At 71.8% G+C, this 16,800-nt stretch carries 2 protein-coding genes; both read left to right on the forward strand.

From position 1 onward, the window contains the following. Positions 1 to 24 precede the first annotated feature (24 nt). Positions 25 to 7,806, forward strand: coding sequence for an amino acid adenylation domain-containing protein (locus tag OG928_RS29515; protein ID WP_406289322.1), 7,782 nt, complete (start codon positions 25 to 27; stop codon positions 7,804 to 7,806). Continuing rightward, positions 7,803 to 16,796 (forward strand): amino acid adenylation domain-containing protein, encoded by an 8,994-nt coding sequence (locus OG928_RS29520; protein ID WP_406289324.1) that lies wholly within the window; start codon positions 7,803 to 7,805, stop codon positions 16,794 to 16,796. The genes OG928_RS29515 and OG928_RS29520 overlap by 4 nt, the downstream gene beginning before the upstream one ends. Positions 16,797 to 16,800: the final 4 nt, after the last annotated feature.

Genomic DNA, 16,800 nt, shown 5'->3' on the forward strand with positions numbered 1-16,800 from the left:
CGGTAGTTCTGCCGATTTGGAGACATGATGATCCCGTTGTCGTTCGCGCAGCGTCGGCTGTGGTTCGTGGACCGGTTCGAAGGCCCTTCGCCGACCTACAACGGCGCTTTCGCCCTGCGGCTGACCGGTGAGCTGAGCGTGGGTGCGCTGGAGTCGGCGCTCCGCGATGTCATCGACAGGCACGAGGTCCTGCGCACGGTGATCGTCGAGGACGACGACGGCGTCCCGCACCAGCAGGTGCTGCCATCCGCTCGGAAGCCGTTCGACCTGCCGGTCGTCGAGGTCGCGGAGGAGGGGCGGGCGGCGGCGGTCGACGAGGTGGCCACCGAGATCTTCGACCTGGCCGCCGACATGCCGATCCGCGCCAGGCTGGTGCGGTGCGGACCGCGCGAGCACACCCTGGTGCTGGTGGCGCACCACATCGCCGTGGACGGGGAGTCCTTCGGGCCGCTGTTCCGCGATCTCACCACGGCCTACGCGGCGCGCAGAGAGGGCAGGGCCCCGGCGTGGGAGCCGCTCCCGGTGCAGTACGCGGACTACACGCTGTGGCAGCGGGACGTGCTCGGTGACGAGTCCGATCCGGACAGCCTGGCAGCCAGGCAACTGGCGTACTGGCGCGAGACCTTGGCCGATCTGGCCCAGCCGCTGGCCATCCCCACCGATCGCCCGCGCCCGAAGGCGATGAGCCACTGCGGCGATCGGGTCCGGTTCTCGATCGACCCCGACCTGCTTCGGTCCGTGGAGAAGCTGGCGGCGCAAGCGGACACCACGGTCTCCATGGTCATGCACTCCGCGCTGTCGGTCCTCCTGCACCACCTCGGCTGCGGTGACGACGTGCCCATCGGCGCACCGATCGCGGGTCGCACCGACGAGGAACTGCGGGACCTCGTCGGGTTCTTCGTCAACACCTGGGTGCTGCGCGTCGACCTCTCCGGGAACCCGACCTTCCGCGGCCTGCTCCAGCGGGTGCGGGACCGGGCGCTCGCCGCGTACGACAACCAGGACATGCCGTTCGAGCGGTTGGTGGAGCTGCTGAACCCGGACCGGTCCACCGCCTACAACCCGTTCTTCCAGGTGATGCTCTCCTGGCAGCCGCCCGTGCCGGACATGAGACTCCCCGGCCTCGACGTCCGGGCCGAGCGGCTCGAGACCGGAACAGCCAAGTTCGACCTGTTCTTCGACATGCTCCCGAACGGCTCGGGCGGCGCGGACTGCCGTCTGGAGTACGTCACCGACCTGTTCGACCGGGACACGGTCGAGGGCATCGCGAACCGGTTCGTCCGCGTGCTGGGCCGGCTCGTGGCCGACTCGGAGCGCCGGATCGGCGGCATCGACGTGCTCGACGCAGCCGAGCGGGACCGGTTGCTCACCCGGTTCAACGACACCGCCACGGCGGTGTCCGAGCTGACGATCCCGGAGCTGTTCGAAAGCCAGGTGGCCAGGACGCCGGACGCCCCGGCGATCGTGTGCGACGACCGGACGCTGACCTACCGGGAGCTCGACGACCGGGCGAACAGCGTCGCGTGGCAGCTGGTCCGCCGTGGTGCCGGCCCGGAAGACCTGGTGGTGCTGGCCTTGCCGCGCACGGAGGACCTGGTCGTCGGCCTGCTCGGGATCCTCAAGTCCGGTGCCGGGTACCTGCCGATGGACCCGCAGTACCTCGGCGGACGAGCGGCGAGTGTGCTGTCCGAGGCGGCTCCGCGTTTCGCGGTCACCGACACCGAGACGTGGCGGGACCTGCCGAGGAACGACATCTCGACCGTCAACCTCGACCACCGCGCCGCATGGGACTCGCCCGAGGGGGCGCCGGACGACGCGGGCCGGATCTCGCCGTTGGGCCCGGACAACCTGGCGTACGTCATGTACACCTCCGGCTCCACGGGCACGCCGAAGGGTGCGGCGATCACCCACCGCAACGTCGTCAACGGGGTGCGGGAGCTGGTGCGCGTACTGGACGCGCCGCCCGGGTGGCGGATGCTGGCCGGCACCTCGGTGAACTTCGACGTCTCGGTCTTCGAGCTGCTGTCCACCCTGTCCACCGGCGGCACGGCCGAGGTGGTGCCGAACGCGCTGGCGCTCGGCGAGCGGGACACCTGGGACGGCCACGTGATCAGCGCGGTCCCCTCGGTGCTCGGGGAACTGGTCGGCCACCTGGAGAAGACGACCGGTGTGCGCACGGTCGTCTTCGCGGGTGACATGCTCCCGGCCCGACTGGTGCGGCAGGTGCGCGAGGCGCTGCCCGGCGTGCAGGTCGTGAACTCCTACGGGCAGAGCGAGAGCTTCTACGCCACCACGTTCTCCCTCGCGGCGTCCGAGGAATGGGCGGAGAGCGAGGTCGCGCCGATCGGTACCCCGCTGGGGAACATGCGCGCCTACGTGCTGGGCCCGGGACTCGCCCCGGTGCCGCAGGGCGTGATCGGTGAGCTGTACGTGGTCGGTACCTGCCTCGGCCGCGGCTACCACGGCCGCCCGGGCCTGACCGCCGAGCGGTTCGTGGCGAACCCGTTCGGCCCCGCGGGCGAGCGGATGTACCGCACGGGCGACCTGGCCCGCTGGAACGCGCGTGGTCGACTGGAGTGCGTCGGCAGGGCCGACGGCCAGGTGAAGGTGCGCGGCTTCCGCATCGAAACCGCCGAGGTCGAAGCGGCGTGCGCGCTGCACCCCGGGATCAGCCAGGCGGTGGTGATCAGCCGCGAGGTGCCCTCGGGCGGGCGGCGGCTCGTCGCGTACGTGGTGCACACCGGCGAGGGAGCCGTCGGCGACGACGGCGCCGGTGGGATCGGCGACGTGGACGTGCAGGCCGGTGCTTCGGCCGCCGAGCTGCGCAAGTTCGTCGCGGCACGGCTGCCCGACTACATGGTGCCGTCGGCCTTCGTGGTCCTCGGCCGGATGCCGCTCGGGCCGACCGGCAAGCTGGACCGCTCGGCGCTGCCCGAACCGGAGTTCCTGGGCGAGGCCTACCGGGAGCCGCGCACCGAGGCCGAGAAGATCATCACCGCGGCGTACGCGGACGTGCTCGGTGTGGAGCGGGTCGGTATCGACGACGACTTCTTCGCGGTGGGCGGGGACAGCCTGCGGTCGATCCAGGTGGTGGCCCGGGCCCGGACCCGGGGCCTGGAGGTCACCACACGGGAGATCTTCGAGTGCCGCACGGCGGCCCACCTCGCCGAGGTGGCCTCCACCCGCCGGGACCGGTTGCCCGCGCTCGCGGAGGACGAGGGCGGCGGCGTCGGCCCGATGCCGTTGCAGCCGGTGGCACGGCACGTGTTCGAGCACGGCGGCGGGATGAACCGCTTCGCCATGTCGATGGTGCTCGAACTGCCCGCGGGCATCGACGAGAGCGGGTTGGCCGCGACGCTGGACGCCGTGCTCGACCGGCACGATCTCCTGCGCGCGCAACTGGTGCGCGGCGACGAGTTCTCCCTCGTCGCGCATCCGCAGGGCTCCGTGCGGGCGGTGGACCTGATCCGCCGGGTTCCCTGCGACGGCCGGTGGGAGGAGCCGTCCTCGCTGAAGGCGGCGGCGACGGAGCTGGACGACGCGGTCGCACGACTCGACCCAGAGGCCGGGATCATGGCGGCCTTCGTCTGGTTCGCCGCGGAGGCGGGCGCGGGCCGGCTGCTGGTGGTGCTGCACCACCTGGTGGTGGACGGTGTCTCCTGGCGGATCCTCATGTCGGACCTCGCCGAGGCGTGGCAGCAGGTCCGGTCCGGCCGGACGCCCGAGTTGCCCGCGGTCGGGACGTCGGCCCGCCGCTGGGCGTCGGCGCTGCAGAGCGAGGCGCTCGCCCCCGAGCGGGAAGCGGAACTGGCGTACTGGCGGGACCTGCTCGCCGCGCCGAACCCACCGCTGGGCACGCGGGCGTTCGACCCGGCGGTGGATGTGATGTCCACGGTCGACAGTGTGCGGGTGCACCTGCCCGCCGAGGTCACCGAGGCGGTACTGACCACGCTTCCCGCGGCGTTCAAGGGCACCGGGACCGACGTGCTGCTCGCCGCGCTCGCCCTGGCGATCAACCGATGGCGCGGTGCGGACCGCTCGACCCTGGTCCGGTTGGAGGGGCACGGCCGGGAGGAGGACGTCGTCCCCGGGGCCGACCTCTCCCGGACCGTCGGGTGGTTCACCAGCATGCACCCGGCCCGGGTCGACGTGCGCGGGGTGGACCTGGCCGACGTGCTGGCCGGCGGCCCCGCGGCCGGGCAGGCGATCAAGCTGGTCAAGGAGCAGCTGCGCGGGATCCCGGACAAGGGCATGGGGTTCGGACTGCTGCGCTACCTGAACCCGGAGACCGCCGAGCAGCTCGCCGACCACCCGGTGCCGCAGGTCGGATTCAACTACCTCGGCCGGATCTCCGACGCCGACGTGCCCGAGCACCTGCGCTCGGACGGATGGGGACCGGCGCCCTGGTCCGCCGAGCTGATCCCGGCGCCCGACCCGGACCTGCCCGCGCTGTCCGCGCTGGAGGTCAACGCGGTCGCCACGGACACCGCCGACGGCACCCGGTTGCAGGCGGCCTTCATGTTCCCCACCGGGGTGCTGTCCCGCGAGCGGACCGCCGAACTGGCCGAGCTGTGGGTCGAGGTGCTGCGTGGCATGGCCGCGCACGCCGCACGCCCGGAGATCGGCGGGCTGACGCCCTCGGACACCCCGCTGGTCCCGGTGCGGCAGGACGAGATCGAGGCATGGGAGGCGCGCTACGGACGGCTGGCCGAGGTGTGGCCGATGCCCCCGGCGCAGTCCGGGATCCTGTTCCAGGCCGCGCTCGCCGACGGCTCCTTCGACGTCTACCACATGCAGTTCGTGCTGCACCTGTCCGGGCACGTGGATCCGGCGCGCATGCGGGCCGCCGGGCAGGCACTGCTGGAGCGGTACCCGAACCTGCGCTCGGCGTTCGTCACCGGAGCGGGCGGCGATCCGGTACAGGTCGTGGCGGAACACGTCGCCATGCCATGGCGGCACATCGATCTGACCGGTCACGGCGAAGCCGAGCAGGACGCGGCGCTCGACACATTCCTCGCCGAGGACCGGGCCGACCAACTCGATCCCACCCGGCCGCCGTTGATCCGCCTGGCTCTGCTCACCGTCGGGCCGCAGCGGGCGAAACTCGTCATCACGGCGCATCACGCCCTGTTCGACGGCTGGTCGTCGCCGTCGGTGATCACGGATCTGATCCGGCTGTACTCCGGGACCGGCGAGCTTGCCCCTGCCCGACGCTACGGTGACTATCTGGCCTGGCTGTCCGCGCAGGATCGAGAGGCGTCGGCCACCCGGTGGGCCGCCGAGCTCGCCGGATTCGACCAGCCCACCCTCGTGGCCCCGAGCACTCCCCTCAAGGAGGCGGCGTCCGCCCTCGGGCGCGTCGAGGTTCCGCTGTCGATCGACAAGGGACGTGAACTCGCCCGGCGCGCCGCGGAACTCGGGGTCACGCTGAACACGCTCCTGCAGGGCGCGTGGGCGATCCTGCTCTCGAAGCTGACCGGGCAGCAGGACGTGGTGTTCGGGGCCGCCGTCAACGGTCGCCCGCCGGACCTGCTCGGCTCGGACGAGATGGTCGGCCTGTTCATCAACACCCTGCCGATCAGGGTGTTCTGCCGACCGGACCACAGCGTGGCCGACGTCATCACCGCGCTGCAGCAGCGGCAGACCGCGCTGCTCGACCACAACTACTACGGGCTGGCCGACATCCAACGCGGCGTCGGGCTGCCCGCCCTGTTCGACACGATCGTCGTGTTCCAGTCCTACCCGATCGACCGCGAGGGCATGATCGACGCGAACACCTCGGCGGGGTTCACGATCGACGCCATCCGGCCGTTCGCGGGCTCGCACTACCCGCTCACCCTCAACGCCTCCGACCCCTACCTGCGGCTCTCCCTCGACTACCAGAACAACCTCTACGACCGCGACGCGGCGCAGGTGATCGCCGCCCGGCTCGTCCGGGTGCTGGAGCAGGTGCTCGACGACCCCACGGCGCCGGTCGGCACCTTCGAGGTGCTGTCGGCGCAGGAGCGGGACCGGTTGGTGCGAGGGGTGAACGACACCGGGCACCCGGTGGCCGCCGGCACCCTGCCCGACGCGTTCGAGGCGCAGGTGGAGCGCGACCCCGATCGTGTGGCACTGATCGGCGAGCAGGAGACGCTGACCTACCGGGAGTTCAACCGGCGTGCCAATCAGCTGGCGCATTGGCTGGTCCTCCAGGGTGCGGGCCCCGAACAGCCGGTCGCGGTGCGGATCCCGCGTTCCGTGGATCTGATGGTGGCGATCTACGCGGTGGTCAAGGCGGGCGCGGCGTATCTGCCGGTGGACACCGACCTGCCCGAGGATCGGGTGCGGCATGTGCTGGACAGTGCCGAGCCGCTGCTGGTGCTCGATGAGGCGCTTCCGGATGTGTCCGGGTACCCGGTGGTGAATCCGGAGCGGGCGCTGTCGCCGGACAACGCCGCGTACGTCATCTACACCTCCGGCTCCACCGGCGGTCCCAAGGGCGTGCAGGTGTCGCACCGGTCGATCATGAACCGGCTGGCCTGGGGCCTGGCGCACTTCGACGTCGGCGTCGAGGACCGGGTGCTGCTCAGCACGTCGGCGAGCTTCGACGTGTCGGTGCCGGAGCTGTTCGCGCCGCTGCAGGTCGGTGCGGCCGTGGTGATCGCGCGTCCGGACGGGCGCCGGGATCCGGCCTACCTGGCCGAGTCGATCCGCAGACACGGGGTGACCGGCGCGGACTTCGTGCCCTCCCTGCTGGAGGCGTTCGTCGCCGAGCCCTCGGCCAAGGAGTGCACGAGTCTGCGCTGGATCGAGGTCGCGGGCGAGGCGTTCCCGGCCGCGCTGGCCAACAAGGTCGTCGACCTGCTGCCCGACTGCGGGGTGCACAACCTCTACGGGCCCACCGAGGCGGCGGTGGAGGTCACCGCGTGGCAGCACGTACCGGGTGCGGACCGGGTGCCGATCGGCGCGCCGGTCTGGAACACCCAGGTGTACGTGCTGGACGCGACGCTGCGCCCGGTCGCGCCCGGGGTCGCCGGTGAGCTGTACCTGGCCGGCGCCGGGCTCGCCCGGGGCTATCTCGGGCAACCGGACCTGACCGCGCACCGATTTGTCGCCTGCCCCTACGGCGCACCGGGGACCCGGATGTACCGAACCGGGGACATGGTGCGGTGGAACCGGGACGGCCAGGTCGAATACATCGGCCGAACCGACTTCCAGGTCAAGGTCCGCGGCTTCCGCATCGAGCTGGGTGAGATCGAGTCGGCGCTGACCGCGCACCCGGATGTCGACGGCGCGGTGGTCGTGGTGCGCGAGGACCACGCCGACGACCAGCGGCTGGTCGCGTACGTGGTGCCGGGCGGCACGGCGGATACGACCGGGCCGGCCGTCGAGGCCCTGATGGATCTGGTGCGGGAGCGTCTGCCGGAGTACATGGTTCCTTCGGCGATCGTGCCGCTCGCCGAGTTCCCCACGACGCCGAGCGGGAAACTCGACCGCAACGCGCTCCCCGCGCCCGACCACGCCGAAGCCGCGGCCGGACGAGGGCCGCGCGACCACACCGAGGAAGTGCTCTGCCGGCTGTTCGCCGAGCTGCTCGGTGTGCAGGAGGTCGGCATCGACATCGGCTTCTTCGAGCACGGTGGGCATTCGCTGCTGGCCACCCGGCTGATCGGCCGCATCCGCAGCGAGCTCAACGTCGACGTGAAGGTCACGACGGTGTTCCGCAATCCGACCGTCGCTCAGCTGGCGGAGCAGATCGAGAAGCTGGCCACGTCGAAACGTCCTCAGCTGCGGCAGATGACCATAGAGGAGAAGCGTCGATGATCCCGTTGTCCTTTGCCCAGCGTCGGATGTGGTTTCTCCACCGCCTGGAAGGCCCGTCCGCGACCTACAACGTCCCGTTCGCGCTGCGCCTGGAAGGGCCGCTGGACACGGCGGCCATGGCCGCGGCGGTGACGGATGTGGCCACCCGGCACGAGAGCCTGCGCACCCTGGTCGGCGAGGACGCGGACGGCACGCCGGAGCAGCGGATCCTGCCTCCGGAGGCGGCGGCCCACCCCTTCCGGGTGGTCGACGTGGCCGCGGACGCGGTGGACGCCGCGCTGCACGAGGTCGCGTGCGAGACGTTCGACCTGGTCACGGAGCTTCCCCTGCGGACGACCGTGCTCCGGATCGCTCCGCGGGAACACGTCCTGGTGTTCGTGTTCCACCACATAGCCGCGGACGGGGCGTCGATCGCGCCGTTCCTGCGGGATCTGATGTCGGCGTATGCGGCTCGCCACCAGGGGAGGTCGCCGGAGTGGACGCCGCTCGCGGTGCAGTACAAGGACTACACGCTGTGGCAGCGGCAGCTGCTGGGCGACGAAGCCGACCCGGAGAGCGTCGCTGCGGCGCAACTCGCCTACTGGCGAGACGAGTTGGCTGCGGTGCCGCAGCCGCTGCAACTCCCGCTGGACAGGGCGCGGCCGACGGTGGCCGGCTACCGCGGCGGCGCCGTCTCCTTCGAGCTGGCACCCGAGCTGATGTCCGGGCTGCAGAAGCTGGCGGTGGACCGCGGCGCCACGGCACCGATGGTGGCCCAGGCCGCGCTGGCGGTGCTGCTGCACAAGCTGGGCGCGGGGGAGGACGTGACGATCGGCAGTCCGGTCGAGGGGCGCGCCGATGAGCAACTCGATGATCTGATCGGGTTCTTCGTCAATACCTGGGTGCTGCGCGCCGATCTGTCGCGGAACCCGTCGTTCGGCGATCTGCTGGAGCAGGTGCGGGACAAAGCCCTCGCCGCGTACGACAACCAGGACATACCGTTCGAGCGGCTGGTGGAGCTGCTCAACCCGGACCGCTCCACCGCGTACCAGCCGTTGTTCCAGACGGCGTTGGGCTGGCAGTTCGTGTGGCCGGAGATCGAGATGCCGGGCCTGCGGGTCACCTCCGTCCCGGCGGGCACCGGCACCGCGAAGTTCGACCTGTTCTTCAACGTCATCCCGAACGCGTCCGGGGGCGCGTACGGGCTGCTGGAGTACGCGACGGACCTGTTCGACCACACCACGGCCGTGCACATCGTCGACCGGTTCGTGCGCATCCTGGAGCAGGTGCTCGAGGACCCGACGGTGCCGGTCGGTGCCATCGAGGTGCTGTCGGCGCAGGAGCGGGACTGGTTGGTGCGGGGGGTCAACGACACGGCGGTGGCGGTGCCGGAGGGGACCGTCCACGCCCTCTTCGCCGAGCGGGCCGCGGCGACACCGGATGCGGTGGCGGTGGTGTGTGGGGATGTGGCGCTGACCTACCGGGAGGTGGAGGAGCGGGCGAATCGGCTGGCCCGGGTGTTGATCGAGCGGGGTGTGGCGCCGGAGTCGGTGGTGGCGGTCGCGGTGTCCCGCTCGGTGGAGTGGGTCGTGGCGATCCTGGCGGTGTTGAAGGCGGGCGGGGCGTATCTGCCGGTGGATCCAAGCTATCCGGCGGAGCGCGTGGCGTTCATGGTGGCGGATTCCGGGGCGGTGTCGGTGCTCGCGGACGCGGTCTCGGCGGGGCAGCTGCCGGAGCTGTCCGCGCCCGTGCTCCGCCTGGATGATCCGGACCTGGCCGCGGCGCGGGCCGACGCCGACCCGGGCCCCGTGACCGACGCCGACCGGCGCGGCCCGGTGGCGGTGGCGAATACGGCGTACGTGATCTACACCTCGGGTTCGACCGGGACGCCGAAGGGGGTGGCGGTCACCCACGTGGGGGTGGCCGCCATGGTCGCGTCGCAGGTGGAGCGGCTCGAAGTGACGCCGGCCAGCCGGGTGTTGCAGTTCGCCTCGCCGAGCTTCGACGCCTCGGTGTGGGAGTCGTGCATGGCGCTGTTGACCGGGGCGAGGCTGGTGCTGGCCGGCACGGACGAGCTGGCCGCGGGCGAGCCGCTCGCCGAGACGATCGCCGCGCATGGGGTGACGCATGCGACGTTGCCGCCGGCGGTGCTGCCGGCGATGCCGGCGGGGTCGTTGCCGAGCGTGGAGTCGTTGGTGGTCGCCGGTGAGGCCACCTCGCCCGAGTTGGTGGCGCAGTGGTCGGCCGGGCGGCGGATGATCAACGCCTACGGCCCGACCGAGACCACGGTGTGCGCCACCATGAGCACGGCCCTGGTGGGTGACGGCCGTACTCCGCCGATCGGGCGGCCGATCGCCAACGCCCAGGTGTACGTGCTGGACGCGGCGCTGCGCCCGGTCCCGCCCGGGGTCGCCGGCGAGCTGTACCTGGCCGGCGCCGGGCTCGCCCGGGGCTACCTCGGGCGGATGGGCCTGACCGCGAACCGGTTCGTCGCCTGCCCCCATGGCGCGCCGGGAACCCGGATGTACCGCACCGGGGACCTGGCGCGGTGGAACCGGGACGGCCAGGTCGAGTACCTCGGGCGAACCGACTTCCAGATCAAGATCCGGGGTTTCCGGATCGAGCTGGGTGAGATCGAGCACGCGCTGGCGGGGCATTCCGGTGTCGCGCAGGCGGCGGTCGTGGTGCGGGCGGATCAGCAGGGCGAAAAACGCCTTGTGGGGTATGTGGTGCCCAGGCCGGATGCCGCGGTGGCCGAGGCCGACGCTCAGGTGGACGAGTGGCGCCACCTCTACGACGACAGTTATGTCGCGCACGGCGACGAGGTGTTGGGCGAGGACTTCGAAGGCTGGAACTCCAGCTACACCGGTGAGCCGATCCCGCGTGAGCAGATGCTGGAGTGGCGGGACGCGGCGGTGGCGCAGGTGTTGCGGTTCGCGCCGCGGCGGGTGCTGGAGATCGGCGTGGGGTCCGGTCTGCTCCTGGCGAAGATCGTCGGCGAGGTCGAGGAGTACTGGGGCACCGACATCTCGGCCACGGTGGTGGACCGGGTCCGGGCGCAGGCCGAACAGGCCGGATACGGTGACCGGGTCCGGTTGAGCGCCCAAGCGGCCGACGACGTCTCCGGGCTCCCTCGTGGCCGGTTCGACACCGTGGTGCTCAACTCGGTGGCGCAGTACTTCCCGAGCGTCGAGTACCTGGACCAGGTGCTGCGCCAGGTGATGGAACTCCTCGTGCCGGACGGCCGGCTGATCCTCGGTGACGTGCGCAACGCCACCACGCTCCGGATCCTGCTCACCGCGGTGCAGCGCGCGGCGCACCCGCATGCGTCGCACGAGGAACTGCGGTCGCTCGTGGAGCGGGAACTGCTCGCCGAGCGGGAGTTGGCGGTCGCCCCGCAGTGGTTCACCGAGTGGGCGGCGGACCGCGCCGTCAGCGTCGACGTCCGGCTGAAGCCGGGGCGGGCGCACAACGAGCTGACCCGGCACCGCTACGAGGTGGTCCTGCACAAGGAGCCCACCGACGTGCTCGACCTCACCGACGTGCCGACGGTGTCGTGGGGTGGGCAGTTGTCCGACCCGGCCGACCTGAGCGGTCTCGACGACCGGGTGGGACACGACCCGGTGCGGGTGACCGGAATACCCAACGCGCGGCTGGTCAAGGAGGCTGCCGTCGCCGTTGCGGCGGGTCTTCTCGCCCCGACACCCCTGCCCGGCAAAGCGGTCGATCCGCAGGAACTGCTCGGGTGGGCGCGCGAGAACGGTCGGGACGCGGTCCTCACCTTGTCGGGCGAGGACGCGCGCTGCTTCGACGCGGTGCTGCTGCCCGAGCGGCGGACCCGGCAGCGGAACGTCGCGGGCTCGTTTGTTGCCGGCGGTGTGGGCGGGCGGGTCCTGGCGAACACCCCCGCGCTGGCCAGGTCGATCGGTGCGTTGCTCGTCGAGCTGCCCGAGTACCTGCGTGGGCGGCTACCCGACTACATGGTCCCTCCGGCGATCGTGCCGCTGTCGGAGCTGCCGCTGACTCCGAACGGGAAACTGAACCACCGGGCGCTGCCCGCGCCGGACTTCGCGCAGGCATCGACCGGTCGGGCACCGCGCAATCGGCACGAGGAGACCTTCAGCGCGCTGTTCGCCGAAGTGCTCGGCGTGGAGAGAGTCGGCATCGATACCGACTTTTTCGCCGGCGGCGGGGACAGCATTCGCTCCATCCAGGTCGTCGCGCGGGCCAGGACGCGTGGCATCGCGGTCAGCACCCGGGAGATCTTCGAGCACCGCACGGTCGCCCGGCTCGCGGAACTGGTCGAAGGACGCGAAGAGGAACGCCTCACCCTGGCGGAGCTGCCGGGTGGCGGCGTGGGCTGGGCTCCGCTGCTGCCGACGGCGGAGCACGTGCTCGCGCTCGGTGGCGGCATCGGCCGGCTCTGCATGTCCGGGATGCTGACCCTGCCCGAGGGCATCGACCGTGCGGGGCTGGTGGCGACGGTGCAGGCCGTGCTGGATCGGCACGATGTGTTGCGTTCCCGGCTCGATCGGGCGCAGCCGGGCTTGAGGATCGAGCCGCCCGGCAGCGTGGACGCCGGCACGCTGCTGCGGGAGGTGGCCGGCGGCGACACCGATCCGGACGCTGCCGTGGACCCGGTTCTCGCCGAGTTGGACGCGGCGGCGGGTCGGCTGGATCCGGACGCGGGTGTGATGGCGCAGTTCGTGTGGTTCACCCCGCACACGGATGCGGATGCGGATGCGGGCGCGGGCCGGTTGTTGATCGTGCTGCACCACCTGGTCGTCGACGGGGTGTCGTGGCGGATCCTGGTTCCGGACCTGGTCTCGGCCTGGCAGCGGGTCCGCGACGGCCGCCCCCGGGAACTCGCAGAGGCGGGTACCTCGTTGCGCCGGTGGGCGCACGCCCTGGTCGACGAGGCGGCCGACCCGGAGCGGGTGGCGGAACTGCCCGTGTGGCAGCAGATCCTGCGCGAGGACGAGCCGGTACTCGGAGCACGGGAGCTGGACCCGGCGCGGGATGTCGCCGCCACCGTGGACACGGTGCGCGTCCAGGTGCCGGCAGACGTCACCGAGACCGTGCTGACCACGCTGCCCGCCGTCTTCCGGGGCGGTGTCGACGACGGGCTGCTGGCCGCCCTGGCGCTGGCGCTGGCCCGTTGGCGGCAGACGCGGGGCGTGCCCGCCTCCTCGGCGCTGGTCCGGTTGGAAGGGCACGGCCGGGAAGAGCAGGTGGTGCCCGGCGCGGATCTGTCGCGCACGATCGGGTGGTTCACCGCGATGTTTCCGGTGCGGCTGGACCTGGCCGGGGTCGACGTGGCGGACGCGTTCGCCGGTGGTCCGGCCGCCGGCCGGGCGATCAAGGCGGTCAAGGAGCAGCTGCGGGCGGTTCCGGACAACGGCGTGGGCTACGGCCTGCTGCGCCATCTCAACCCGGAGACCGCCGCCGCGCTGGCCCGGGAGCGGGAACCGCAGATCGGGTTCAACTACCTCGGCCGGACTTCCGGCGCGGACATCCCCGAGGAGCTGCGTGGCCTGGGCTGGACACCGGACGCCACCCAGCGGGACCTGATCGCCGCGCCGGACGCGGACATGCCGGTGATGTCGGCGCTGGAGATCAACGCGGTGGCCGCCGGCACCCCCGGCGGTGACGAACTGACCGCCTGGTTCGCCTTCCCGACCGGTGTGCTCGCCCACCAGGAGGTGACCGAGCTGGCCGGGCTGTGGGTCGAGGCGCTGACCGCCCTGGCCCGGCACGCCGCGACACCCGACGCCGGCGGCATGACCCCGACGGACGCGCCCCTGGTCGACGTGGGCCAGGAGGAGATCGACGCCTGGGAGGCCCGGTTCGGCCGGCTGGCCGAGGTGTGGCCGGTGACCCCGGCGCAGTCCGGGATCCTCTTCCATTCGATGCTGGCCGATTCCTCGTTCGACCCCTACCTCGTGCAGCTGGCGTTCCACCTCTCCGGTGAGGTGGACCCGGAGCGGATGCGCCGGGCCGGACAGGCGCTGCTGGAGCGCCACGCGAGCCTCCGTGCGGCGTTCGTCAACCGGGCCGACGGCGACTTCGTGCAGGTGGTGCCGGCGGAGGGGGTGACCCTGCCGTGGCAGCACCTCGACCTGACCGGGCATGGCGAGGCGGAGCGAACCGAGACGTTCGAGCGGTTCCTCACCCAGGACCGGGCCGTCCGCTTCGACATGGACACCCCGCCACTGATGCGGCTGGCGCTCGTGGTTCCCGAGCCCGGTCGGGCCGAACTCGTGCTGACCGTCCACCACGTACTCGCCGACGGCTGGTCCACGCCCTTGCTGATGCGGGACCTGCTGCTGCTCTACGCATCCCACGGCGACGGGGCCGGTCTGGCCGGCACGCGGAGCTATGGTGAGTTCCTGGCCTGGCGGGCAAGGCAGGACCACGACGAGGCGGCACGGGCGTGGGCGGCCGAACTCGACGGGGTCGAGGAGCCGACCCTCCTGGCTCCGGGATCATCCGCGGGCGACGACGGCCTCGACCAGATCGAGGTCACCCTGCCGCTCGACGTGGCCGGCGAACTCAACCGGCGCGCATCCGAGTTGGGCGTCACCATCAACACCCTGGTCCAGGGCGCCTGGGCGCTGCTGCTCGGCCGGCTCACCGGCCGCCAGGACCTGGTGTTCGGCGCCACCGTATCCGGGCGCCCGCCCGAGGTGACGGGCGTCGAGTCGATGGTCGGGATGTTCATCAACACCCTGCCCGTACGCGTGGAGTACGCGCCCGGCGACACCCTCGCCGAGGTCGTCACCCGGCTTCAGCACCGCCAGACCGGCCTTCTGGAGCACCACCACCACAGCCTTACGCAGATCCAGCAGTCCGTCGGACTGCAGACCCTCTTCGACACGCTGGTCGTCTTCGAGTCCTACCCGGTCGACGAGGAGGGCATCGGCGCCGCCACCGAGGCCGCGGACGGAATCGCCTTCACCGGCCTGCGCCCGTCCAACGGCACCCACTACCCACTGGCGCTGATGGCGGCGGCCGAGCCGAACCTGGAGTTCCTCCTCCAGTACGCCCACGGTGTCTTCGACCGGGACACGGTGGAGGCGTACGCGGCCCGATTCGTGCGCGTCCTGGAACAGTTGGCGGCCACCCCCGAACTCAAGGTCGCGCAGCTCGATGTCCTGGAGCGGGCCGAACGCGACCGACTCCTCGTCGAGTTCAACGACACGGCCGTCCCGACCCCGGACGTCACGATCACCGGGCTCGTCGAGGCACAGGCGGCGCGGACCCCGGACGAGGTGGCCGTGGTCGCCGAGGGCGAGTCGCTCACGTACCGCGAGGTGAACGCCCGGGCCGACCGCCTGGCGCGCGAACTGGCCGGCCGTGGCGTGGGCCCGGAGTCGGTGGTCGCGGTGTCGCTGCCGCGGTCGGCGGACCTGGTGGTCGCACTGCTCGCGGTGCTGAAGGCGGGCGGCGCGTATCTGCCGGTCGACCCCAGGTACCCCAGCCACCGCCTCGAGGCCATCTTCGAGGAGGCGCGGCCGCGCCTGGTCCTGACGGACTCCGCGACGGTCGCGGTGCTGCCGGAGCACGACGCCCCGGATCTCTTCCTCGACGCGCTCGACCTGTCCGGCGACGATACCGGTTTTGAACTGCCGCTCCAGGCACAGCAGTTGGCGTACGTGATGTACACCTCCGGCTCCACGGGCAAGCCCAAGGGCGTCGCCATCACCCACGCGAACGTGGTCAACGGCGTGCTGCGGCTCGCCTCCCGCGTGGGCATGGAGTCGGGCAAGCGGCTCCTCGCGGGCACGTCGATCAACTTCGACGTCTCGGCGTTCGAGATCTTCACGACCCTCGCCACCGGCGGCGTCGTCGAAGTCGTCCAGGACGTCCTGGCCCTGGCCGACCGGAAGGGCTGGAGCGGCAGCGTCATCTCCACCGTGCCGTCCGCCTTCGCCGAACTCGTCGACGAGATCTCCGACCGCACCAGCGTGGAGACGGTCGTCTTCGCCGGCGAGGCCCTGCCCTCGTCCCTCGTCGACAAGACGCGGGACGCCTTCCCGGGGGTCCGGGTCGTCAACGCCTACGGGCAGAGCGAGTCCTTCTACGCCACCACCTTCACCGTCGACGGCGATACGCGGAGCCGGACGGGGAGCGCGCCCGTCGGTACCCCGCTCGGCAACATGCGGACCTACGTCCTGGGCCCCGACCTGACCCCGGTGCCGCCGGGCGCGGTCGGCGAGCTGTACGTCGGCGGGAACGTGGGCCGCGGCTACCACAGCCGCGCCGCACTGACCGCCGAGCGCTTCGTCGCCGACCCGTTCGGCCCGCCCGGCGCACGCGTGTACCGCACCGGTGACCTGGTCCGCGTCAACGGCGAGGGCCAACTGGAGTACGTGGGCCGCGGGGACACGCAGGTCAAGGTGCGCGGCTTCCGCATCGAGCCCGCCGAGGTCGAGGCCGCGCTCACCGCGCACCCCGACGTCGCGCAGGCCGCCGTCATCGCCCGCGACGCGCGCGGCGGCAGCACCGGCAGGCAACTGGTCGCGTATGTCGTGCCGGCCGCAACCGGCGACGGCACGACGACCGACGGTCCCTCCGGCCCGGAGACGAAGGAGCTGCACGCTTTCGTCTCGGCGCGGCTGCCGGACTTCATGGTGCCGTCCGCCTTCGTGGTCCTCGACCGGCTGCCACTTGCCCCGAACGGCAAGCTGGACCGGGCCGCGCTGCCCGAGCCGGAGTACACCGGCGCCGCCTACCGGGCCCCCCGCACCGCCCGCGAGGAGACCCTGGCCAAGCTGTTCGCCGAGGTGCTCGGCGTGGACCGGGTCGGCATCGACGACGGCTTCTTCGAGCTCGGCGGGCACTCGCTGCTCGCCACCCGGCTGATCGGCCGCGCTCGCGCCGAGATGGGGATAGAGATACCCATCCGCAAGATCTTCGACCTGCCGACAGTGGCCGCGCTCGCCGCATGGGCGGAGAAATCGGCTGCTCCGCGTCGCCCCAGTCTGCGCCGGATGACCGTAGAGGAGTGAGACT

The organism is Embleya sp. NBC_00896, assembly GCF_045207785.1.
Classification (GTDB): domain Bacteria; phylum Actinomycetota; class Actinomycetes; order Streptomycetales; family Streptomycetaceae; genus Embleya.

Excerpts from the sequence above, each read along its gene's own strand:
- OG928_RS29515 (WP_406289322.1), top strand. The coding sequence starts at position 25 with ATGATGATCCCGTTGTCGTTCGCGCAGCGTCGGCTGTGGTTCGTGGAC.
- OG928_RS29520 (WP_406289324.1), top strand. The coding sequence starts at position 7,803 with ATGATCCCGTTGTCCTTTGCCCAGCGTCGGATGTGGTTTCTCCACCGC.